The sequence below is a fragment of the Enterococcus casseliflavus genome (genome assembly GCF_029215545.1).
GTDB lineage: Bacteria > Bacillota > Bacilli > Lactobacillales > Enterococcaceae > Enterococcus_D > Enterococcus_D casseliflavus.
In genome coordinates, this window is the sequence record NZ_CP119393.1 from 3,305,713 (window position 1) to 3,328,219 (window position 22,507).

Annotated in this window: 22 protein-coding genes; 1 reads left to right on the plus strand and 21 read right to left on the minus strand. The window is 45.0% G+C overall.

Going from position 1 to position 22,507, the window contains the following annotated elements; all coding sequences use genetic code 11:
- Positions 1–2: 2 nt before the first annotated feature.
- The 21 genes from P0G38_RS15505 to P0G38_RS15605 form a co-directional block, all read right to left on the minus strand.
- Positions 3–2,153, minus strand: a complete 2,151-nt coding sequence (locus P0G38_RS15505) for a glycoside hydrolase family 3 N-terminal domain-containing protein (protein WP_275852958.1) — start codon at positions 2,151–2,153, stop codon at positions 3–5.
- Between the two features lie 6 nt (positions 2,154–2,159).
- Positions 2,160–2,939 (minus strand): endonuclease/exonuclease/phosphatase family protein, encoded by a 780-nt coding sequence (locus P0G38_RS15510; RefSeq protein ID WP_005232373.1) that lies wholly within the window; start codon positions 2,937–2,939, stop codon positions 2,160–2,162.
- Positions 2,936–3,850, minus strand: a complete 915-nt coding sequence (locus P0G38_RS15515) for an acetylxylan esterase (protein WP_275852963.1) — start codon at positions 3,848–3,850, stop codon at positions 2,936–2,938. The genes P0G38_RS15510 and P0G38_RS15515 overlap by 4 nt, the downstream gene beginning before the upstream one ends.
- Positions 3,843–4,445, minus strand: a complete 603-nt coding sequence (locus tag P0G38_RS15520) for a DUF624 domain-containing protein (RefSeq protein ID WP_016611459.1) — start codon at positions 4,443–4,445, stop codon at positions 3,843–3,845. The genes P0G38_RS15515 and P0G38_RS15520 overlap by 8 nt, the downstream gene beginning before the upstream one ends.
- A gap of 13 nt (positions 4,446–4,458) precedes the next feature.
- Complete coding sequence (locus P0G38_RS15525) at positions 4,459–4,602, minus strand: hypothetical protein (protein ID WP_194199319.1); 144 nt, start codon at positions 4,600–4,602, stop codon at positions 4,459–4,461.
- A gap of 274 nt (positions 4,603–4,876) precedes the next feature.
- Positions 4,877–6,478, minus strand: coding sequence for a type 2 periplasmic-binding domain-containing protein (locus P0G38_RS15530; RefSeq protein WP_005227174.1), 1,602 nt, complete (start codon positions 6,476–6,478; stop codon positions 4,877–4,879).
- Between the two features lie 14 nt (positions 6,479–6,492).
- Positions 6,493–7,374: a carbohydrate ABC transporter permease gene (locus P0G38_RS15535; RefSeq protein ID WP_005227173.1), complete on the minus strand. Its 882-nt coding sequence runs from the start codon at positions 7,372–7,374 to the stop codon at positions 6,493–6,495.
- An 11-nt stretch (positions 7,375–7,385) separates the two neighbouring features.
- Complete coding sequence (locus P0G38_RS15540; protein WP_005232388.1) at positions 7,386–8,297, minus strand: ABC transporter permease; 912 nt, start codon at positions 8,295–8,297, stop codon at positions 7,386–7,388.
- A 352-nt stretch (positions 8,298–8,649) separates the two neighbouring features.
- Complete coding sequence (ruvB, locus tag P0G38_RS15545; RefSeq protein WP_005227171.1) at positions 8,650–9,651, minus strand: Holliday junction branch migration DNA helicase RuvB; 1,002 nt, start codon at positions 9,649–9,651, stop codon at positions 8,650–8,652.
- 14 nt (positions 9,652–9,665) lie between these two features.
- The gene (gene ruvA / locus P0G38_RS15550; RefSeq protein WP_005232405.1) at positions 9,666–10,256 is read right to left on the minus strand and encodes a Holliday junction branch migration protein RuvA; all 591 of its coding nucleotides are present in this window, start codon (positions 10,254–10,256) and stop codon (positions 9,666–9,668) included.
- Between the two features lie 181 nt (positions 10,257–10,437).
- On the minus strand, positions 10,438–10,869 hold the full coding sequence (msrB, locus tag P0G38_RS15555) for a peptide-methionine (R)-S-oxide reductase MsrB (protein ID WP_008376288.1): 432 nt from the start codon (positions 10,867–10,869) through the stop codon (positions 10,438–10,440).
- An 88-nt stretch (positions 10,870–10,957) separates the two neighbouring features.
- Positions 10,958–11,356, minus strand: a complete 399-nt coding sequence (locus tag P0G38_RS15560; protein ID WP_275852979.1) for a GFA family protein — start codon at positions 11,354–11,356, stop codon at positions 10,958–10,960.
- 2 nt (positions 11,357–11,358) lie between these two features.
- A complete protein-coding gene (locus P0G38_RS15565) occupies positions 11,359–11,919 on the minus strand; it encodes a Maf family protein (RefSeq protein WP_121260245.1) in 561 nt (186 codons plus the stop codon).
- Positions 11,916–14,024 carry a DNA mismatch repair endonuclease MutL gene (gene mutL / locus P0G38_RS15570; protein ID WP_275852984.1) on the minus strand — a complete coding sequence of 703 codons (2,109 nt, stop codon included), beginning with the start codon at positions 14,022–14,024 and terminating at the stop codon, positions 11,916–11,918. Before mutL ends, P0G38_RS15565 begins: the two co-directional genes overlap by 4 nt.
- A gap of 15 nt (positions 14,025–14,039) precedes the next feature.
- Positions 14,040–16,592 carry a DNA mismatch repair protein MutS gene (gene mutS, locus P0G38_RS15575; RefSeq protein ID WP_275852987.1) on the minus strand — a complete coding sequence of 851 codons (2,553 nt, stop codon included), beginning with the start codon at positions 16,590–16,592 and terminating at the stop codon, positions 14,040–14,042.
- The gene (locus tag P0G38_RS15580) at positions 16,576–16,965 is read right to left on the minus strand and encodes a YlbF family regulator (protein WP_008376299.1); all 390 of its coding nucleotides are present in this window, start codon (positions 16,963–16,965) and stop codon (positions 16,576–16,578) included. Before P0G38_RS15580 ends, mutS begins: the two co-directional genes overlap by 17 nt.
- A 7-nt stretch (positions 16,966–16,972) precedes the next feature.
- Positions 16,973–17,770: a TIGR00282 family metallophosphoesterase gene (locus tag P0G38_RS15585; protein WP_010748642.1), complete on the minus strand. Its 798-nt coding sequence runs from the start codon at positions 17,768–17,770 to the stop codon at positions 16,973–16,975.
- Between the two features lie 150 nt (positions 17,771–17,920).
- Positions 17,921–19,156 carry a peptidase T gene (pepT, locus tag P0G38_RS15590; RefSeq protein ID WP_121260249.1) on the minus strand — a complete coding sequence of 412 codons (1,236 nt, stop codon included), beginning with the start codon at positions 19,154–19,156 and terminating at the stop codon, positions 17,921–17,923.
- 37 nt (positions 19,157–19,193) lie between these two features.
- Positions 19,194–19,616: a methylglyoxal synthase gene (locus tag P0G38_RS15595; RefSeq protein WP_008376307.1), complete on the minus strand. Its 423-nt coding sequence runs from the start codon at positions 19,614–19,616 to the stop codon at positions 19,194–19,196.
- 118 nt (positions 19,617–19,734) lie between these two features.
- Positions 19,735–20,511, minus strand: coding sequence for a Cof-type HAD-IIB family hydrolase (locus P0G38_RS15600; protein ID WP_005227160.1), 777 nt, complete (start codon positions 20,509–20,511; stop codon positions 19,735–19,737).
- Positions 20,512–20,728: 217 nt separating this feature from the next.
- Positions 20,729–21,526 (minus strand): formate/nitrite transporter family protein, encoded by a 798-nt coding sequence (locus P0G38_RS15605; protein ID WP_005227159.1) that lies wholly within the window; start codon positions 21,524–21,526, stop codon positions 20,729–20,731.
- Between the two features lie 367 nt (positions 21,527–21,893).
- Here P0G38_RS15605 and rpsD point away from each other — a divergent pair, with 367 nt between their 5' ends.
- Entirely contained in the window at positions 21,894–22,505 is a 612-nt protein-coding gene (gene rpsD, locus P0G38_RS15610) for a 30S ribosomal protein S4 (RefSeq protein ID WP_005227158.1), read from the plus strand.
- Positions 22,506–22,507 lie beyond the last annotated feature (2 nt).

The window sequence follows — 22,507 nt, forward strand, 5'->3', positions numbered from 1 at the left end:
TCTTACCTAACTAATTGCAGGGTTGTTTGTTGGGTGTCTCGGCTGTTCCCACCAATCATGATGTGGAATTTCCCTGGATCACTGCTTGCTTGTTGGTTGCTGTGGACATAGCGCAGCAGTTCTTCCGTGATCTCAAATTGAACGGTTGCTGATTCGCCAGCCTCTAGCCAAATTTTCTTAAAGCCTTTCAGTTCTTTCACTGGGCGAACCACTTCACCGACTAAATCGCGAATGTAGCATTGGACCGTTTCCCAGACCGCTGCTGTTCCTTGGTTCGTAACCGTGATGGATGCCGTGACTGTTTGATCTTTGGTCATGGTCGGTTGATCCAACGTCACCGCAGAATACGCAACTGGGCTATAGCTCAAGCCGAAGCCAAATGGATATTTGGCATAATTGGAGACATCCAAATATTTTGAGACATATTTTTCATCCGGTGCACTTTCATAAGGACGACCGGTATTGTCAACGTTGTAATACACAGGAACTTGTCCAACGGTTTCTGGGAATGACATACTCAAGCGGCCGCTTGGATTGTATTCTCCCCACAGGATCTGAGCAAGTGCGTTTCCGCCTTCGGTTCCAGGGAACCAAGCCTCAACGATCGCTTTGGCTGCATCAACCCCTTGCAAATCAAGAGGACGACCGTTATAAAGGGTTACGATCAATTGCTCGTTGTATTCTTTCAAGGTTTCAACCAAGGACAATTGGGCTTGCGGCAAGCGAATGTCGCTGCGGCTGGCAGCTTCGCCGCTCATCCATTCCTGCTCTCCTAGTGCTAGGACCACTTTATCGGCTGCCTTCACTAATTCGATCGCTTCTTGGATCGCCGCTTCAGACGGTGCAAAATAATCAAAGGGCTCTTGACCAATCAACAGATCCGCACCCAAGGCTTGAGCACCCGCCACTAAGGTCACTACTTCTTCTTGTTTCCCTTGCCAAGACCAAGCCCCTAATAGATCACGGGAGTGAGCACCTGGACCCACGATCGCCACTTTTTCGGTTTTCTGCAACGGCAAGACACCTTCATTTTTCAACAATACCATTGATTTCTTTGCGATATCGCTGGCGATTTCTCGGTGTTCTTGAGACAAAACAGTGGCTGCTTCAGCGGCTTCATCAGCGCCGCGGTATGGATTTTCAAATAGCCCTAGTTCATTTTTCAAGGTCAAGATTCTTAGCACCGCTTCATCGACTAAGGCTTCCTCAACGGTGCCTTCTGCGATCAACTCTTTCAAGTTATCGGTGTAGCAAGTCGTCATCATCTCGATATCGACCCCAGCTTTGATGGCTAGTTCAGCGGCATGTTTTTCATCCTCCGCTGCGCCATGAGCGATCACTTCTTTGATTGCAGCCCAGTCAGAGATCACAACGCCTTCAAACCCGAATTCTTCTCGCAAAACATCACGGAAAAGCCAGCGATTGGCCGTTGCTGGAATGCCGTCTACCGTATTAAAGGAGGTCATCACCAGCTTGGCACCGGCATCAAGGGCTGCTTTATAGCCTGGTAAATAACTTTCTCGCAGTTGGCGTTCTGACATATTGACCGTGTTGTAATCGCGACCGCCGATAGCCGCACCGTAAGCCGCAAAATGTTTGACACACGCAGCCACGCGGTTGAAATCCGTTCGCAAATCATCCCCTTGATAGCCTTTGACAAAGGCTTCAGCAAAGCGACTGTTCAAGTAAGGATCTTCCCCCGTCGATTCCATGACACGGCCCCAGCGCGGGTCTCTTACTAAGTCCACCATCGGTGAAAAGGTCACATGCAAGCCAGAAACAGCTGCTTCTTTGGCAGATACTTCCGCCATTTTCTCCGCTGCTGCCAAATCCCATGAACTACCTAATCCTAATGGAATCGGAAAAATCGTCCGAAAGCCGTGAATGATGTCCGCCATCAATATCGTTGGGATATTCAAGCGGTTATTTTCGATATACTCTTTTTGGACGCGGATCGCTTCTTTTGCACCAGAAACACCTAGCGTTGTTCCCGCATTGTTGATGTTCTCTTGTGTCAGTCCTAAGTCGCCCATTGGGCCGGTTTTCTCTTCTGCTTTATCTGAATAAAAAGCCGCTGCCAGTTGCAGCAACTGATCGATTTTTTCATCTAAGGTCATTTCTGAAAGTAGTTCGGTTAATTTCTGCTGTTCCATTTTTATTCATCCTTTGCTTTCTTCAAATTGGACTTCTGCTTCTAAAGGAAAATGATCGGAGGGAAAACGACGATCACAAGAATCCGTTAGACAGGCGGTTTTGACCACCGTGAAGCCTTTCGTATAGATATAATCAATTTCTTCTAGTTCTTGCCATGGTAACGTATAAATAAAATTTTGATAGGAGCCTTTTGGCCCGTGATGGGGCTTCTGTCCATGTTCTTTGGCATTTTGAAAATGTTGCTCTAAGTACCGATGCACCCGCTCGGTTGGCTCCGCATTCAAGTCGCCCATCAGCAATACAGGATAGCGTTCGATTTGATCTGCCAGCTGCTCAAAGATCACTTTCATCCCTTCAAAACGAGCCATTTCTGAAATATTATCTAAATGGGTCGTGATGACAAGAAACGGCGGATTCTTTTTTTCCTGTAAGACTGCCCAAACACATAAGCGTGAATACGCAGCTTCTGGATGAATACTTGGTTCAGTCGGTGTCAATGACAACCAAAACGAACCTGAAGCTAATAACTCGAAAGCCTCTTTTTGATAATACAGTCCAATGCCTTCGCCTAAGCCATCACCATCTCGTTCAGCAGTGACGGAAGCATACTGCGCTAACTTTGCTAAATCTGCAAATTGGCTGGGACGAGCTTCTTGGATCGCCAGAACATCCCAGTCGTAGTAATCGATCAAGGAGCAAACCGCCTCCGATCGATAGTGCCATTGCCATTCTTGGTCATAGTCGGTATCGACTCGTAGATTGTAGGTTGCTACTTTCATCTTCATTCATTTCCTTTGAGTAATTTTTTGATTTGCTGCATTTCACGACGGATTTGTTTCGCTTCGCCGCCGCCATGCCCTTTATTTAAGTAAATACGCAATTCTTTCGGTCCAGGAATCTTTTTATAGGAAACGAAGAAATCTTCCATGGGACAGATTGGATCAGCACTGCCGACCGATGTATAAACAGGACCAGTTATCTGATGAGCAAAATACTTCAAATCAAAATAACTCATGACTTGATAGATCGTTTCCCGCATTTCTGGAAATTGTTCGATATACTCTTGAATCACATGGTAACTTCCTGTTTTTTGTTCGATCCGATGGACAAGATTGGAGTGGCTTGGCACATCGGCAAACGTCGCAAAAATTGGGACGTTCGTTAATGCGTTGACCAATAAGGCGATGCCGCCGCCTTGTGAGCCGCCTCTTAAAATAATGCGCTGCGGATCGATTTCCGGTATCTGTTGAAGGACTTCTAGTGTGCGCAAACTATCTGCGACCAATCGCTTCATATAAAAATCTTCTTTTTTCAAGATGCCGCGTCCAAAAGGTGCTTCATGCTGCGTGGTTTCATAAGGAACTTGATCTTGCGTGCGTCCCCCTTGTCCACGATTGTCGATGACAAGACAGCCGCAGCCGATCAGTAACCAATGAGCGAATTGGAAGGGTTCTTGCACATGATTCATATAGCCTAAAAAATCAATCACGATTGGACAATCTGCCGCTTGTTCTGGCAGCAGCAGATGCCCATAGATCGTTTCATTACCAAGACTTTGAAAAGAAATCGTAAAACAATCGATCCCTTTTAGCAAAGGCGTTTGTTTGGTTCTTTCAAAGGCTAGCGGAAGGGCGTCAAGTTCTTGTTGGACCGAAGCCCAAAAACAGGATTGATCAGTTGCGGTCGATTCAGTCATTTGTCTCTTCTCCCTTCGCTAATACTTTATTGAAAAACAACACTTGTACAAAGGCTGATCCTGAAATGCCTAAACAAACAAATAAGAATAGGTTTACTTTGCTGCACAATACAAAAACAATGATTGGGATCACCAGTAAAATGATCGCATTCGCCGTACTGCTAAGAACCGCATAGGCCGTTTCTTTCGCTGTTTCTTGCAATGATTGCGCAAACAAACTGTACAAGAGAACGAACACGACGAGATACAGCGCAGCCAAGCTGACGAGGATCACGGCTAAAACGCCAAAGTAAGGTGTAAGCATCATCAAGGAATAGATCAAACCGGCAAAGACTGCGACATACGCAATAACAAGACCTTCTAAGAAGAGACCACGTTTGAGGTTGCTTAAGAATGCTTGCTTGTATCGTTGCCAAATCGGGACATCTCGTTCCTTGTACAATTGATCGATCGTCCGATACAGCGCGATCAATGCTGGCCCTGCGAGAATCAGCGTCATTGCTGGAATCATAAAGAGAAAACTAACAATGATCATATCTGCTAGAAAAGCAAAGACCCGATAGTACCATCCTTCATAAGAAAATAGTCGATTCATTATGATCCTCCAATCAAAACTTGCTGATTTGTGCTGCGGGTGCTGCGTAAACCTGTTTCTTGCCTTCTTGTGATTTTGGGTCGTTTCTCAACGTACGGTTTTCTGGGTTGCAGGTCTCACTGCGTGAGCCAGTCGCAGTGATTCTTTGTACGGACACTACGCTCCCTGCAGTCGCCTAGTACTTTTCATCATCTGCTCGTCTCCGCTTTCGCTTCGCCTACAGTTGCACTAAGTAAAACACACTAAGTGCAGCTTGCATGTCTCACTACGCGAGCCAATCGCAGTGCTTCTTTGTATGGACACTACGCTCCCTGCGGTCGCCTAGTACTTTTCATCATCTGCTCTGTCTCACTACGTGAGCCAATCGCAGTGTTTCAAAGCAAAGGAGAGGAAAGGTCTTTTTTTTGGCTTCCTTTCCTCTCCTATGGGGGTTATTTTAGTCGTTCGCGGTTTTCGGCCATTTTTTCAGTTTTAATGTCTTTGATTGCATCCCAGTTGTTTGAATCTAAGAAGCTTTCAAAGTCGGTTAGTGTGCTGTCAAATGTTCCTTCATCTTTTGAACGGATCAATGAGATGATCGTGCTGTTGATTTTGGTTTTGATGGCTGTGTTTGAACGTGCTTCAGCAGTTCCAGCATCTGGATCCGTATTTTCGATCACAAAGTGTGGATACAATTTGCCTTCGCCCCACTCTTGCATTTGAGTCAACGCATTTTCGGTTTTGACTTTCAGTGCATTGACACGGTCATTGTTAAAGTAGTTGAAACGGCTGATACCATATTTTTTGTTGTAGCCTTCGTTGTCGGTTTGTTCCATTTCTTTGATTTCTGGCAAGTAATCGATTTTGCCTTCATCGTTGTATTCATACGTCACGCCTTCAACACCGAATTTTGTCAAAATTTGTCCTGGTTCATCGATCAAGTACGTGAAGAGTTGGGTTACTTTTGCTGGATCCGCCGCATCTTTTGTGATGTAGTTGATCAACCAGCCAGAGATTCCTGTTTGGTTCAAGGTTGCTTCACGACCAGACGTGCTGGCAGGGCCATCGATTGCGATGTAGCGTGTGTCAGAGTTTTTCATGAATTCAGTGAAGTTCCCACCTTGTCCGCTCGTTCCTGCGACTAAGATCGTTGCATAGTCCCCTTGTTTTACTTTTTCATCATAGGTTGGACCGTCATCGGTAAAGCTGTCATCACTGATGTTGCCGTCACGATACACTTGATTGAAGGTTTTCAACCATGAGATATATTCTTCATCTAAATTACGGTCGTAGAACGCACCATCTTCATCTTCTAATGGAACACCTAAGAAATCTTGCAATTTATCTAAGAATGGTCCTGCTGTTTCGCCGATCGTTGTGAAGCCCATTGGTGTTAAATCAGGGAATTTCTCGCTGATTTCTTTCATGACTTTCACATAGTTTTCTGGAGTCGAAACATCTGGTTTGCCTAATGCTTCATAAACATCTTCACGGATCACAAAGTTGTCGTTGACGGGAATATTGCCGCTTTCGTAGTCTGCTGCTGTGTTGGAATAGTTTGGATAGCCATAAGTTTTGCCATCATCTAAAGCAAACCATTTGAAGGTATCTTCGGTCACGACATTCATCAAATACGGATCGTATTGTTCCGCTAAATCGTTCAATGAGTATGCCCAGCTATCAGCTTTTGTGGCTGCTTGGCTGGTTTTATCCATCAACGTCACGATATCAGGCATATCACCACTTGAAATCAAAGCGTTTAATTTCGAATCATCCCCTGAAATAAATTCAATATCAATGTTCAAATCTTTTTTGATTTGGGCTGTCGTCACATCTTCACCAAATGGCAAAGCTGTCCAGTCTGAATTGATGTACCATGTGATCTTGGTTGGTTCTTCTTTGGTATCGAGTTTCCATGCTGGTGTCTTTTCATCTAACTCATACCGATCTTTGATAGAAAAATCCGAACTGCTGGCATTGTCTGAGCTGCCGCCACATGCTGCTAAGCTGAGTAATGCTGATGCTGCCAATAAACCGCCTACTACTTTTTTCATGTCTATCCCTCTTTCTATTCTTTTACTGCACCGGCCATCATACCGCCGATAAAGTGTTTTTGAAGCAATGGATATATAATTAAAATTGGCACTGTCGTGATGACGATCGTAGCCAACTGAACCCCACGGGTCGTTGCTTGGACGATAAAGTCGGTACTACCGCTTTCAGTCATCGTACTCAAGTTGGATTGGACGATGATTTCATAAATCTTCATTTGCAGCGGATAGAGATACTCTTTTGTGATATACAGTTTTGTCGTCATAAAATCGTTCCATTGGCCAACCCCGTTGAACAAGATGATGGTTGCCAAGGCCGGTTTCGTTAATGGTAAGAAGATTTTATAGAAGATTTGGAATTCACTTGCACCGTCGATCTTCGCAGATTCTTCGAGTGAAGGCGGAATCTCACGGAAAAAGTTCATTAAAATCACGACATCATAGTAGCTGAACAAGGCTGGAATAATGTAGACCCAGAAAGAATCCAGTAATCCTAGCGAGCGAATCAGCAAGTACGTTGGAATCATCCCACCACTGAAGTACATGGTGATGACCCCCATCGTTGTATAGATGTTGCGGCCGACCAAGCGTGATTTACTCAATCCGTAAGCCACGATCGCACAAAACAAGGTATGGGTCGCAGCCCCAAGAACCGTTTTTAACACTGAGATCAAGAAGGCACGGGGGATACTTGCGTCAGAAAAAACTTTCCGATAGTTTTCCCAGGTAAAGCCTTTGGGCCATAACACGAGGCCGTTGCCCGCTAATCCAGAACTAGAAGACACGGAGGAAACCAAGATATTCCAAATCGGTACGATGATCATCAATGAGAATAAAATCAAGATCACGGTATTGAAGAAGTAAAACCACGTGTTTTCTTTTGCTTTTCTTTTGATCATGTTTTTTCCTCCTATAAGATAACTGAATTGCCGTTGTTCAACTTGCGGGTCACTCGATCCGTGATCACCAATAAGATGACAGAAATGACCGCGATCCCCAAGCCGACAGCAGTTGCATAAGAGAAATCACCTTGCGTCAACCCCATTTTATAAACGAAGGAGTTGATGACTTCTGAACGGTTTTGGTTCTGTGAATTCATTAAAACTAATGTTTGATCTAGGTTTGACCCTAAGATACCGCTCACATTCAGAATCAAGTTTAAGGAGATGATCGGTGTCAGTAATGGCAATGTGATCGAACGAATCTGTCTTAGCTTGCTGGCACCATCGATTCGTGCGGCTTCATAAAACGTTGGATCGATCCGCGACATACCTGCCAAGTAAAGGATCGTTCCCCAGCCGACTTCTTTCCATAGATCAGAAAGGACCGCGATCCACCAATATTTGCTTGGATCCAATAGATGATTGACCCCTTTGTCCATCAATCCTACGGACATCAGCACTTGGTTGATAAAGCCGTTCGTTGACAGCCAAGAAATCATCATCCCACCTAGCACGATCCATGAGAAAAAATGGGGAATGTATGAAACCGTTTGAATAAATTTCTTCAAGCGGCCATCTTGCATTTCAAAAATCATAATGGCTAACACAATCGGGATCGCAAAACCTAAACCTAATTTCAATAAGCTGATGGCTAACGTATTTCTAACCGCTTCCCAGAAAAAACTGTCATTCATAATGATACGGAAATTCTCTAACCCGACCCATGGTGCTGATGAAATCGTGTCAATCACCGTATAGTTTTTGAAAGCGATTATAATTCCGTAGATCGGAATATAATTAAATACGATCATAAATGCCACGCCGGGAAAAACCATCCAGTGAAGCTGCCGTTGACTATAAAACTTTTGCAGTTTACTCATACACAAAATCTCCTTCTTTCTATCCTCGCAACACTACGTATATCTCCACATTTTGGTGAAACGTTTCTACAAAAAGATTATATCCGCTGCCAATCGAAAATGCAAGCCTTTCCAATTATTTTTTTCAGCTTTTCTTTTTTCACAAATTTCGTTGGGTTCCTCACAAATAAAAAAGCTTTCATATCAGCTTTTTCAGAAGAAATCATTTTTACAAACATTTCCTTTTAATCAAATTTCACAAATATTGTATTTTTTCAACATCGATTAATTCACAGAAATCATTAAAAAATAAAAAGAAACGTTTCACCAAAAGCACAAAAAAGCAGCAACCATCGCTGATTGCTGCTTCGTTCTATTCACTTCTTTGGGGATAGCCAAAATGGTCATAGGCTAACGGCGTTGCGATCCGCCCACGCGAGGTGCGTTTCAAAAATCCTTTTTGGATCAAAAACGGTTCGTACATATCTTCCACTGTTTCGGTTTCTTCCCCGATATTGACAGCGATCGTACTTAATCCCACCGGGCCGCCTTGGTACAATTCGATCATCGTGCGGATCAATTTCTGATCGATATAATCCAAGCCAGCGTGATCGACTGCCAAAAGCGCCAATGCCTGGTCAGCAACGGTGCGATCGATCAATCCATCTGCTTGCACTTGCGCATAATCGCGAACTCGTTTAAGCAACCGGTTGGCGATCCGTGGAGTGCCTCGGGATCTGCGGGCGATTTCGATCGCCCCTTCTTCCACGATATCCGTTTCAAAGATCGACGCAGTCCTCTGCACGATCTCTTTTAAATCATGGTCTTCATAATATTGCATATGAGAAATGATCCCGAAGCGATCCCGTAGTGGCGCCGAGAGCATCCCCGCCCGCGTCGTTGCGCCGACTAAGGTAAATGGCGGGAGCGGAAAATGAACTGGGTGAGCCGTTGTCCCTTGCCCCACCATGATATCCACATAAAAATCTTCCATTGCCGAATAAAGCATTTCTTCGGCGACACGAGGCAAGCGATGGATCTCATCGATAAACAGAACATCCCCCGGCTGCAGCTCATTCAAGATCGCAATCAAATCCCCTGGTTTTTCGATAGCAGGACCGCTGGTCGTCTTGATTTGGACCTGCATCTCGTTGGCGATCACCATTGCCATCGTTGTTTTCCCTAAGCCTGGCGGACCATATAAGAGGACATGATCCAACGCCTCTTCTCGATTTTTCGCCGCTTGGATATAAATCGAAAGCTCCTGCTTGACTTTGTCTTGTCCGATATATTGGGCAAGGGTTTGCGGACGCAAGGATTTTTCGATGATCTCTTCTTGTTCTGTGCTTTCTGGCGAAACAATTCGTTCATCCATCGTCTACTTGCTCCTTACTTTTTCATCATCAATCGGAGAGCTTCCCGCAAGTACTCATCCGTCGATTTTGTGGTATTCGCCGCTAATTGTTTTTCGGCTTTCTTGACTTCTTTTTCGCTATAACCCAATGCTTTCAAGGCTTCCATCGCTTCATCTAAAGCAGTCGTTGCTACGCTTAGAGGAACGATCGCTTCTTCTCCAACCAGTTCAGCCACTTTGCCTTTCAAGTCTAGGATCATTTGCTGCGCCGTCTTTTTACCGACACCTGGGAACTTAGTCAAATAATTGACGTCCCCATTTTCGACTGCCGTGATCAACCCTGTATGGTCTTCATTGGCCATGATTGCTAACGCACTCTTTGGTCCAATACCTGAGACACTGATCAATTTTAAAAACAACTGTTTGCCTTCGATCGTGGCAAAGCCGTAGAGACTATGAGCATCTTCACGAATCACTTGGTGCAGATAGATTTTTACTTCTTGGTTCAACTTGCCGCTAAATGAATACGGATTGCCAAAAGCGATCTGATAGCCGATGCCATGGGTCTCAACGACGATATACGCCGGAAAGATATCCGTTACTTTTCCTATGATATATTCGTACATGTGCTTTCCTTTCTGTACATATGTTCCCTTTATTGTAGCACAGACGAGAGGGCAAAAAAAGGACTGTGAACGAAGGAAAAGGCTTAGCAGGAAACAAACGGAGGAAAAACCGTTGTTTCAGTCGCATTTTTTCAAACGAGACATGCTGCTGCGTCTTTTTTTCGCACACAGTTCCTAATACTTACTCAACGAGTGATTTGAATTCGCCATAGCCTTTTTCATCCATTTCTGCTAAAGGGATGAACTTCAATGCTGCCGAGTTGATACAATAGCGCAAACCGCCTTTGTCCTGAGGACCGTCTGAAAAAACATGTCCTAAATGAGAGTCAGCTTCTTTGCTGCGGACTTCTACCCGATGCATGCCGTGAGAAAAATCGGCTTTTTCTTGAATATCTTGGCGACTGATCGGTTTCGAAAAGGACGGCCAGCCACAACCTGCGTCATATTTATCAGTAGAAGCAAACAATGGTTCTCCGTTGACGATATCAACATAGATCCCTTTTTCATAAAAATCATCATACTCGCCAGTAAAGGGGCGTTCGGTTGCATTTTCTTGGGTCACCGCATATTCGATCGGCGACAATTTTTCTTTTAATTCTTTTTTATCTGTCATTTTTTCACCTGCTTTTCCTCTAGACTCATCCTGTATGCTCTATCATGCCTTTTTTCTTAGCGAATGTAAAATGACTTGCTCAAATTGTTTAAGGGTTTTGCAGCTTTTGCCAACGAGTCGTTGGTTCCGCAAAATGGTAAAAATGCGGTTGGTCTTTTGTATAGATTTCTTCGGTTAAGACAGCTTCTGGCATGTTGCCAAACAACCCAGCCGCAAAAAAATAGGTGTGTGTTTCATTGAGGTAAAAGAACAGGCTCGAGCCGCATTGACTGCAAAATCCTCGCTGTGCCCACTCAGAAGAATCGTAACGTCGCAGCCACTTCACTCCTTGAAGAGCCATCTGGTCCTCAGCGCATGGCGCAAGAGCAAACATCGGTCCGCCGTGAAATTTCTGGCAGAGACTACAATGACAAACCGTGATTTCTTTCGCAACTCCCGTCAAGTTGATCGTGACTTTGCCGCAAAGACAACTACCAGAAACATCCATCCTTATTCCTCCTCCGTAAACTCTTGCAACAACTGATAGACCGTAGCGACAGGAAATCCTACGATCGTATAAAAATCGCCGTTTATCGATGAGACAAATATTTTGGCTGCCCCTTGGATCCCATAGGCGCCCGCTTTGTCTTGGTACTCATCTAAGGCAAGATACTTGTCGATCTCTTGATCCGTCAAGGGACGAAACACAACTTCCGTCGAAACCACTGCTTGGCGTTGCTGTTTGCCTTTTTGCAAAACGACGGCGGTATGCACCCAATGGGTACGTCCGCTCATTTTTCGCAACATCGACCGAGCATCTTTACGGTCGACTGGCTTTCCTAAGATTTCTTCACCCACCACGACCGTCGTATCGCTCGCGATCACCAGATCTTCAGGATTGGTTTGTGCAATAGCCGCCGCTTTTTCGGCTGCCATCCGTTGGACATAAGGGATCGCAGCTTCGTTTGGTCGGACCGACTCGTCGATATCTGCTGGTATGACCGCAAATTCCGAGACTAACTCTGCTAATAATTCTTTGCGCCGCGGCGACTGTGAAGCCAAAATAATCATTCCATGCCACTCCTTGCTCGATGAGGATCTTGAATCCGTTTGAACATCCGCTCCATGTCGCTGTTGGTGAAATGGATCAGCACCGGACGACCATGGGGACAGTTGAAGGGATTCTCGCATTTCGCTAAATCTTGCAACAAGATCCTAGCTTGTGCTTCATTCAAATAGTGATTGGCTTTGATGGATCGTTTGCAGCTCATCATGATCGCGGTTGCTTCACGAAACTTTTTGACACTGACACTTCCTGTCGTCAATAACATATCGATCATTTCGCGGATGATGGCTTCTTCTTCACCGCTAGGGTACCACGTCGGGTGCGCTCGGACGATGAAACTATTGGTCCCAAAAGATTCCAGATGGATCCCGACTTCTGCCAGCTTGTCGCTTTGTTCTTGTAATTGCAGTGCATCACTGTTGGGATAATCCAAAACGATCGGCACCAACAATTCTTGCAGGTCATTGGTCACTTCGCCGATTTTTTCGCGGTAATACTCGTATTTGATTCGTTCTTGCGCCGCATGCTGGTCGACGATATATAGCCCCGCCTCGCTTTGGGCAAACAAATAGGTCCCATGCATCTGCCCAAAATAATCCAATTGGGGAAAACGCTCCTTCGCTGGTTCTTCTTCCAGCAACCGTTCGACCGTTTTTAGGTAGTTGCGGTCATCCCCATGCATTTCAGGATGCAGAGTCGCTTGACTTTGCAGATCCTGCGCCGTAAGTTCTGGCGTCTCATCTGGGAGAAAGACTGGCGCTTCTGGCAGCGACGCTTTTGTTTCCGTCTGGCCTTCCACAAATGGTTTTCGGACAGGCTTATTTGGCAGCGTCTCTTCCAAACTGCGAAAGGTTTCCTCGGTTTCTTCCAACAGGTTGTCGCTAGATTCCTGTGGCATTTCTGGAAGTTTTCCACCTTCCTCCACAGGTTTTTCCACAGAGTTATCCACAGTCTGTTGATAAGTGTTGCTCTGCACCTCAAATTTCCCTGTTTCGCGATTATAAGACAACCCAGAAGTCGAATTTCCTGCTGACTCCAGTTCCAAGCCAAGCTGCTGGGCTTTTGGCTGATCGGCAACATTTTTCTTAAAACGCAGATTGTCAGCCGCGTTAGGAATCAAATTGATTTCCCGCAGCGCCTCATTGATGGCTTTACTGATTAGTTTGGTCAGTTCTTCTTCTTTTGACAAGCGAACTTCTTGCTTAGTCGGATGAACGTTGACATCGACTAATAAGGGATCCATTTTGATTTCAAGGACAGCTAATGGAAAACGACCGACCATCAATTTTGATCCGTAACCAGCAACGATCGCTTTATTCAAAGCGAAGTTGCGAATATAACGACCATTGATGATCGTGGATAAATAGTTGCGGCTGGCTCGGGTGACTTCTGGCAGCGACACAAAGCCAGTGACTTTAAAGTCGAGGTCTTCAGTATCGATCGCGATCATTTTTTTGGCGGTTTCCACCCCGTAGATCCCTGCGATGGTTTGTTTTAATTGCCCACTTCCAGTGGTGCTCAACATCTTATTGCCTTCATGAACGAGACGAAAAGCCACTTCTGGATGGCTCAGGGCGATCCGATTGACGATATCGCCGATGTTCGCTAGTTCCGTTTGCAGCGTCTTGACATATTTCAAACGTGCCGGTGTATTGTAAAAGAGGTTTTCCACAGTGATCTTGGTTCCTTGCCGCAAGTTGGCAGGCAGATGCTCTTCAACAGCGCCGCCTTTTAAGCGCACAAAGGAGCCTTGTTGGGCGCCTTTGACTGCCGTTTCAATCGAGAGGATCGAAACCGAAGCGATACTAGGCAAAGCTTCCCCGCGAAACCCGAGGGTACGTATTCGAAACAAGTCATCCCGATTGTGGATTTTACTGGTGGCGTGGCGTTTAAAGGCAGTCAAGACATCCTCTTCTGCAATTCCTTCGCCATTATCGATGACTTGGATTTTACGCAAGCCCGCTTCTTCAATAAAAATATCGATTTGGGTACTGCCGGCATCCACGGCGTTTTCAACTAATTCTTTGACGACAGAAGCCGGTCGCTCAACGACTTCTCCTGCCGCGATTTGGTTCGCCAGACGTTCGGATAACTCTTGGATCTTTCCCATCTGCTGACCTTCTTTCTAAATTCGTTTTTGCAGCTCGTACAATGTATTCAGAGCGTCCATCGGGGTCATTTCCAACAGATTCAATTTCTTCAACTGATCGATGACGCCGATTTCTTCCGTAGATACTTCACTAAACAACGACAACTGCTGACTTTCTTCGACGACGAGTTTTGGCTGTACCGTCGGTTCATGTTCTTCCAGCGCTTTTAAGATCGTGGCTGCGCGCTGTAAGAGTGCACTTGGCAGTCCAGCGATTTTGGCTACATGGATCCCATAGCTTTTATCTGCGGGCCCTTCCATCATCTTATGCAAGAAGACGACTTCGCCTTCTTTTTCAACAGCACCGACATGGACATTGCGCAAGTGCGCCAATTCCTCATCTAAAACCGTCAGCTCATGATAATGGGTGGAGAACAGTGTTTTGGCATGAACTTCTTTGTGGATATATTCAATGATGGCTTGTGCCAATGCCATCCCATCATAGGTCGCAGTCCCACGCCCTAACTCATCAAACAAAATCAAGCTGTTAGGCGTTGCATGACGCAGCGCTTGGTTGGCTTCCATCATCTCCACCATAAACGTGCTTTGACCGGCGATCAGGTCATCGCTGGCACCGATGCGAGTAAAGATCCGATCAAAAATCGGCATCTCTGCAGATTGTGCGGGTACGAAACAGCCGATCTGCGCCATAATGACTAGCAAGGCAAACTGCCGCATGTACGTACTTTTCCCAGACATATTTGGGCCTGTGATCAACAAGATCTCTGTTTCTTCATCCATCACGATACTATTCGGAATGTACTCTTGGTGACCAAGGACTTTTTCCACTACAGGATGACGGCCGTCGATGATCGATACCGCTCGTTTTTTCGCTACTGTCGGCCGCACGTATTGGTAGCGTTCCGAAACTGTGGCGAAACTTTGTAAGACATCGACCGCACTGACGGCTTTGGCTAACTTTTGTAGACGGGTGATACTCTTTTTCACTTCTTCACGGACGTCAAGAAACAGGCGATATTCCAAATCCACCGATTTCTCTTCGGCTTCTAAAATCAAAGTCTCCAGTTTTTTCAACTCGGGGGAAATAAACCGTTCCGCATTGGCTAACGTTTGCTTGCGCTCATAGCGAGAGGTATCTAAATTCACTAGATTGGCTTTCGTGATCTCAATGTAATAGCCAAAGACGCGGTTGAACCCAACTTTCAGGTTTTTGACTCCCGTCGCTTGGCGTTCGTTGGCTTCTAATTCCGCCAGCCATTGCTTGCCGTTACGCATCGCTGTACGGTATTCATCTAATTGTTGATGGAACCCGTCTTTTATAATGTTGCCTTCCGTGATCTGTAACGGGGCATCTTCATCGATCGCAGCTTCGATCAGTGCAACCAAATCATCTAAGGGCGTTAATTCCAGCAGCAAGTCATTCCACTCGCCACGGTTGATGCCTTGCAGCAATTGCGCGATCAAAGGCACTTGCTCCAAAGAAGATTTCAACTGCAGCAAATCGCGGCCATTGACATTTCCGAAGGCGACCCGTCCGACTAAGCGTTCCATGTCATAGACTTTCGTCAACGCTTCTTGCAGATCTGCTCGCTCAAAGAAACTGTCCAGTAACGATTGGACCATTTCTTGGCGGGCAGTGATTTTCTTTGGCTGGATCAAGGGACGGTCTAACCATTGCTTTAACAAACGGCCACCCATTGCGGTTTTTGTCTCGTCCAACAACCACAAAAGAGTCCCTTGTTTTTTGCCAGTTCGAATCGACTGCGTCAATTCTAAGTTGAATTTGGAATAATGATCCATTTTCAAGGCATGATCGGGCTGATATTCCACGGCTTGCTGAATGTGGGCTAAACTGCGTTTTTGGGTAATCGCCAAATAACTTAGCAATTTCCCTGTGACTACTTTTTCTAACCCTTGGGAGAGAGGTTCCGTTAAAAATTGAAATTCGGCATTTTCTTCCAACGTTTCTTGCTTAGAAAACACGACATTCAAGCGATTGGTCAGCATCGTTTGCAATGATTCAGGAATCTCGCTGCACAAAACGACTTCTTTCGTTTGCAGAGCGGCGGCCTCATTGACGACGGCTTCTTCATCTTCCAATTGCGCTGCTTTTAATTCACCGGTACTTAGATCGACATAGGCAAAGCCAAAACGCTCCCCTTGCTGCAAAACAGCTGTTAAAAAGTTGTTTTCTTTGGCGGATAGGCCTTTACTGTCCATCACCGTTCCCGGCGTGATCAGTTGAACGACTTCGCGTTTGACCATTCCTTTGGTGGTTTTTGGGTCTTCCACTTGCTCACAAATCGCTACTTTGTAGCCTTGCTCGATCAAGGTGTCGATGTAATTGCTGGCGGCGTGGTAAGGCACCCCACACATAGGGATCGGTTCCTCCGCATTTTTGTTGCGGCTGGTTAACGTCAGTTCTAAAATTTGTGCTGCCTTGACAGCATCCTCATTAAATAATTCATAGAAATCCCCTAAACGATAGAATAAAAAAGCATCTTGGTACTGAGCCTTGATGCTTAAATACTGTTCCATCATCGGGGTATTTTTAGTTTTTTGAGGCATTGGTTTCATCCTCCTCGATGGCTTTATTCATTTTCTTTTGGATCTCCGTCGTGACATATTGCAGCAATTCATCTGCTTGCAGTAACGCTTGGCGATAAGCAACCACTAAGGGGTGCTGCTCGTATTCGTTTGTCAATGACGCATAACGCTGCTCCGCAGCTTTTTTTGCTTCGGGTTTCTCATAATGCTCAAATTGAACGATTTCTTTTTGCGCTTGCTTCAGCGCTTCTTCCAACTCCAGTAGCCCTTGGTTTTGCAAGGCTCGTACTTGAATTTCTTGAAATTCTTGAACGATCGGATGATTAGACAAAAGCTTTTGCAAAGCAGCCAACTCTTGGGCAACGTTTGATTCTTTGGTTAATTGCTCTTCCATGCTTCTCCTATTCTGTAAACGGGCGATCTTCACTGATTTGGATCGGACGGATCGATTTTGCTTTACCAGTGGCTTCATCAATCTCAAGCAAGCAAGCCGACAAAATACTGCGGCCTTTTTCAATCACTTCAAACCGTTGCGGCAACGCCGTCAAAAATTTTTCAATGACTGGTTCGCGTTTCATCCCCAAGATCCCATCATAAGGACCAGTCATGCCGACATCTGACAAATAAGCCGTTCCTTGGGGCAAAATCCGCGCATCATTGGTCTGGACGTGGGTATGCGTGCCGACGACTGCCGAAACACGGCCATCCAAATACCAGCCCATCGCTTGTTTTTCGCTGGTGGTCTCCCCATGAAAATCCACAAAGATAAACGGTGTACGTTTGCGGGCAATCGCAACCAGTTCATCCATTTTGCGAAACGGATCATCAAGGTCTACCATGAATGAGCGAGCTTGCATGTTGATTACCGCTAATTCAATGGTGTTGACTTTCACAAATACCATGCCGACGCCCGGTGTTCCCTCTGGAAAATTGGCTGGACGAATCATTTTCTTCGCATCGCCAATAAATTCAAAAATGTCACGGTTGTCCCATGTATGATTGCCTAGTGTCACGACATCGACACCATCTTGCAAAAATTTCTTATAGATTTTACCAGTGATCCCACGACCCGCCGCCGCATTCTCGCCGTTTGCGATCGTCACCTGTGGCCGATACGCCTTTTTTAATTTTGGAAGGTACTCCGTGATCGTTTCTCTTCCCAATGAACCAACTACATCTCCAATGAATAATACCCGCACACATTTTTCCTCTTCTCTTTTAGCTTCTTTTCTATTATAAGGGTTTTGGTCCAGAAAAAAAAGGTTCTTTCACTTGCGGTTCTTCCCTGCAGCAGAACAAAAAAACACGCTAGACTCTTTCGCATCAGTCTAGCGTGTCGCTTAATTCTCTTAGGAAACAGTGGTGCCCTCTTGTCCTACATGTTCTACGATCGCCACGATCAAATCACGGGCTTTTTCCATCGCTTCCACGGTAATAAATTCATACTGGCCATGGAAGTTTTCACCGCCGACAAATAAGTTCGGTGTTGGGATCCCTTTATAGGTGATTTTCGAGCCATCGGTCCCGCCACGAAACGGTGCTTCGATCGGCGTCACACCAATCGCTTGCATCCCTGCTCGGGCAGCTTCGATACTGCGGGGATCTTTCTTGATCAAATCCCCCATATTGTAATATTGGTCATACAGCGTATAGGTGATACGTTCTTGCCCATAGGCTGTGTTCAGTTCATCAATGATCCCCACGATGTTGGCTTTTCGCTGTTCAAAAAGCGTATGATCGTGATCACGAATGATATAAGAAACTTCTGCTCGACCAATATGTCCCGTCAAATTGTGCAGCAGGTAGAAGCCTTCATACCCGCGGGTGCGTTCAGGAACTTCCTCTGCTGGTAAGGCATCATCGATTTGATGCGCGATTTTCAAGGCGTTGACCAAACGACCATAGGCAGTCCCAGGATGCACACTCGTACCGTCGATCGTTATATCGATACGAGCCGCATTAAAGGTTTCATACTCCATATGGCCCACGCGACCACTGTCCATCGTGTAAGCAAATGCTACTGGAAAATCCGCCGCATCAAAGCGATCAGCGCCAGTCCCGATCTCTTCATCAGGACCAAAAGCGACCCAGACATCGCCACGCTTATGCGCATCCATCGTTTGTAAGATCCGCAGCGCATCAATGATCTCTGCGATACCAGCTTTATCATCTGCACCCAGCAGGGTCGTTCCATCCGTTGTGATCAACGTTTCGCCGACATAGTCTTTGAGATTAGGAAATTCAGCAGTTGTCATATAAATGGCTTTTTCTTTATTTAAACAAACATCCTTGCCATCGTAATTTTCATGGATCTGCGGTTGAATATTTTCAGCTTCGAAATCTGCCGTATCTACATGGGCAATAAAGCCAATCGCCGTTTTTTCAGGATTACCAGGTAGACGTCCGATCACAAAACTATTCTTTTCATAGTAAGCAACATCCGCTAATCCCATCTCGATCAACTGATCTTTCAATAAAAGAGCCAACTCAACTTGTCCCTGCGTCGTTGGGATGGTCTGACTCGTGGCATCCGAGCGAGTATTCATTTTTGCATAGGTCAAAAAATCCTTTAAGATTGCTTTCAATTCTGCACATCCTTTTTCTTCAATTCTTCTACTATCTTTATAACGACAGGGGACGATTGTCCGTTTCGTGGATCACTTGTCGAAAATCAGCAAAGCCAGCTGCTAACCCGCGCAGCAAGATCTCTGCCGTTCCCATATTGGTGGCTAAAGGAATCTCGTACACGTCTGACAAGCGAATCAATGCCGTTACATCTGGTTCATGGGGTTGTGCGGCTAAAGGATCGCGCAAAAAGATCACCATGTCCAAGTCATCTTGCGAAATCATGGCGCCAATTTGCTGGTCTCCTCCCAGCGGCCCTGATTTGTAGCGGTGGACAGGCAATTGGGTTGCTTCTTCGATCCTCTTCCCCGTAGTTCCTGTTGCGAAAAGTTCATGCTGCGCTAAAATTTCTCGATAGGCAGTCACTAATTTTACCATTACATCTTTTTTTCGATCATGAGCAATCAATGCGATTTTCATTTGCTGCATTCCCCCTTTTTTCTATTGTACCAATTTATTTTCTTTGCGACCGAGAAAAAACAAAAAAACATAGCACAGATGCCGCAAATCGACTGTGCTATGTCTAAAGGATTCCTTTTTAAATCAGTTGTAATTCTTTCAAGGCTAACCAGATACCATCTTCATCATTGCTAGCGGTCACCATATCTGCGACTTGTTGGATCTCAGGGACCGCATTGCCCATTGCCACACCGACACCTGCGGCAGTCAGCATTTCACGATCGTTTTGGCCATCACCAAAACAGATCACATCTTCTTGCGCTATCCCTAATTGTTCTGCGACACACAGGATCGTTGCTGCTTTGGAGCCTTCTTTTGGAACGACATCCACACTGTTTTCATGCCAACGTACAAAACGCAGTTTGCTGTATTTCTCGTCAAAGAAATGCTCATACTCTTTTCCGTAAAAAGCCAATGCTTGATAGACTTCTTTTTCTTCAGGAAAGTCCATGTCCAACTCAGGAAGTTGGGCACCAAAGGAATGCATCGCTGCTTCCATTTTAGCAATATCCAACGAAGACGCTCGTTTCGCTGTATCCATCCCGACAAAGGCCGTATCGATCCCAAGCTCTTGGGCTTCTGCCACGAAAGCAGCCAGTTGCGTTTCATCGAGCAAATTTTTATACACCTGCTGATGCGAAAGAAAGGCGGCTGCCCCATTACATAAAATGTAATTATCAAAGGACAACGAACGAATAATGTCTTGGGCGTGAAAACGACTGCGCCCAGTGGCAACGGTCACGAAATGGCCAGCATCTCGCAGAAGGTCAAGGGCTTTTAGCGTACTGTCTAGTGGCTGTTTGTTCGAGTCAAGCAAGGTTCCATCAATATCAAAGGCAAAGAATTTCCGATTCATAAAAGGTTAAGGCTCGCTTTCTATTAAGAAGTAACTAAGATTTTGGTCTTGGTTGCGGTCATTTTTACAAAAAACAGCAAGAAAAACCGTACATACTTATTCTTAACACAAATGACCGCTGATTTCAACGCTCCGTTAAGGGATGATAGCTTCTTCCTGGAGAAATGTTAGAGAAAAGAAAAAAAGAAGCATCGCTGCTTCTTTTTGTAGGTTCTGATTAGTCGACATAGGTCGATTTTGAGTTGTTCAACCATGCATAGCCAAGTCCCATGACCAAGCCACCGCCGATATAGTTACCGATAAAGGCAAAAACTAAATTATGGATCACACTGCCGACAGTCATGCCTGCCAAGTGTCCGCCTGAAGCCCAAAAAGCTAAGGTAAACGCTGGGAAGTTAGCGATGACGTGTTCGAAGCCTAAGAAAGCAAAGATAAAGATGATGAAAATGATTGCTGCGACTTTTCCAGCATCGTCTTTCATCCGCATGCTTACCAACACGGCTGTGTTTACCACGATATTAGCGAACATCGCTTCCACTAAAATTTGGATAGTGGATTTTTCTAATTTTGCAGTGATCGAGGTCAGCATAAAGTTGTCTGCGGTCAGCCCTTGAAAAGGTCCCGTTAGCGCAACGATCGAGCCGAAGATCACCCCGCCGATCAAGTTGAACAAGACACACGTAAGCAAAATTTTCAATGCCAAAGGAATACTTAGACGTTTACGGTAAACCCCAACAGTCATATACAACATATTCGATGTTCCTAATTCTGCGTTCATATAAAGAATCATGACTAAAGACCAGCTAAACATAAATGCATACAAAATTTTCCCTAACCCGTGAACCATTGATTCACCTTTCATAGCGATCGCAAAAGCAATAGCTGTTCCGAGGGTCAAGAATAAACAAGCCATCATCGCACGTACAGCGTAACGCAAATAACTACTCTTGATCAAATCGATTTTCTTTTCTATGGATGAATCGATCTTCTCAAATAATGGGGATACTGGATTCATTTTTCTACTCCTTTTATGAAAAATTTTACTTCGTTATAATTTGCACAATACTTCCATATTCTAATGACGAAATGCTGATTTGTAAAGAGATATTTGAAAATATAAGTAATTAATGAAAAATTTCAAGCTTTGTTTTCATCAAATCCAAAGCCAGCTCCATCTTGACTTTTGCCCCTAGTTTGTCGTATACTATTCCTTGTGTAAAATAATGCAGCAGGAAAATAACAGCTCGTCACCAGTTCGTTGCCCCTCGGGTGCAATTGTGTAACCGCGGCTGCAAAGGTGAAGATTGAAGAACGAACTGCACGAATGTGAGTTTTTCAACGGATTATTTTACTCCAAACTATTTTATTGGAGGAACTAAATTATGTCTCGTTATACAGGACCATCATGGAAAATTTCTCGTCGTTTAGGAATTTCTTTATCAGAAACTGGAAAAGAATTGGCACGTCGCCCATACGCTCCAGGTCAACACGGACCAAACAGCCGTGGCAAAAAATCAGAATACGGCATGCAATTAACTGAAAAACAAAAATTGCGTCATATGTATGGCATGAACGAACGTCAATTCCGTACATTGTTTATCAAAGCAAGCAAAATCAAAGAAGGTAAACACGGTGTTAACTTCATGATCTTGCTAGAACAACGCTTAGATAACGTTGTTTACCGTCTAGGTTTAGCAACTACTCGTCGTCAAGCACGTCAATTAGTAAACCACGGTCACGTTTTAGTTGATGGCAAACGCGTTGATATCCCTTCATACCACGTTGAAGTTGGACAAGTCATCAGCGTTCGTGAAAAATCACAAAACATCTCAACAATCAAAGAAGCAGTTGAAGCAACAGCTGGCCGCGCGTCATTTGTAAGCTTTGATAGCGAAAAATTAGAAGGTTCATTAACTCGTTTACCTGAGCGTGATGAATTGTCTGCAGAAGTTGACGAAGCACTAGTCGTTGAATTCTACAACCAAAAACTTTAAGA

Coding starts and splice junctions, on each gene's coding strand:
- P0G38_RS15505 (WP_275852958.1), bottom strand. CDS start 2,153: ATGGAACAGCAGAAATTAACCGAACTACTTTCAGAAATGACCTTAGAT.
- P0G38_RS15510 (WP_005232373.1), bottom strand. CDS start 2,939: ATGAAGATGAAAGTAGCAACCTACAATCTACGAGTCGATACCGACTAT.
- P0G38_RS15515 (WP_275852963.1), bottom strand. CDS start 3,850: ATGACTGAATCGACCGCAACTGATCAATCCTGTTTTTGGGCTTCGGTC.
- P0G38_RS15520 (WP_016611459.1), bottom strand. CDS start 4,445: ATGAATCGACTATTTTCTTATGAAGGATGGTACTATCGGGTCTTTGCT.
- P0G38_RS15530 (WP_005227174.1), bottom strand. CDS start 6,478: ATGAAAAAAGTAGTAGGCGGTTTATTGGCAGCATCAGCATTACTCAGC.
- P0G38_RS15535 (WP_005227173.1), bottom strand. CDS start 7,374: ATGATCAAAAGAAAAGCAAAAGAAAACACGTGGTTTTACTTCTTCAAT.
- P0G38_RS15540 (WP_005232388.1), bottom strand. CDS start 8,297: ATGAGTAAACTGCAAAAGTTTTATAGTCAACGGCAGCTTCACTGGATG.
- ruvB (WP_005227171.1), bottom strand. CDS start 9,651: ATGGATGAACGAATTGTTTCGCCAGAAAGCACAGAACAAGAAGAGATC.
- ruvA (WP_005232405.1), bottom strand. CDS start 10,256: ATGTACGAATATATCATAGGAAAAGTAACGGATATCTTTCCGGCGTAT.
- msrB (WP_008376288.1), bottom strand. CDS start 10,869: ATGACAGATAAAAAAGAATTAAAAGAAAAATTGTCGCCGATCGAATAT.
- P0G38_RS15560 (WP_275852979.1), bottom strand. CDS start 11,356: ATGGATGTTTCTGGTAGTTGTCTTTGCGGCAAAGTCACGATCAACTTG.
- P0G38_RS15565 (WP_121260245.1), bottom strand. CDS start 11,919: ATGATTATTTTGGCTTCACAGTCGCCGCGGCGCAAAGAATTATTAGCA.
- mutL (WP_275852984.1), bottom strand. CDS start 14,024: ATGGGAAAGATCCAAGAGTTATCCGAACGTCTGGCGAACCAAATCGCG.
- mutS (WP_275852987.1), bottom strand. CDS start 16,592: ATGCCTCAAAAAACTAAAAATACCCCGATGATGGAACAGTATTTAAGC.
- P0G38_RS15580 (WP_008376299.1), bottom strand. CDS start 16,965: ATGGAAGAGCAATTAACCAAAGAATCAAACGTTGCCCAAGAGTTGGCT.
- P0G38_RS15595 (WP_008376307.1), bottom strand. CDS start 19,616: ATGAAAATCGCATTGATTGCTCATGATCGAAAAAAAGATGTAATGGTA.
- P0G38_RS15600 (WP_005227160.1), bottom strand. CDS start 20,511: ATGAATCGGAAATTCTTTGCCTTTGATATTGATGGAACCTTGCTTGAC.
- P0G38_RS15605 (WP_005227159.1), bottom strand. CDS start 21,526: ATGAATCCAGTATCCCCATTATTTGAGAAGATCGATTCATCCATAGAA.
- rpsD (WP_005227158.1), top strand. CDS start 21,894: ATGTCTCGTTATACAGGACCATCATGGAAAATTTCTCGTCGTTTAGGA.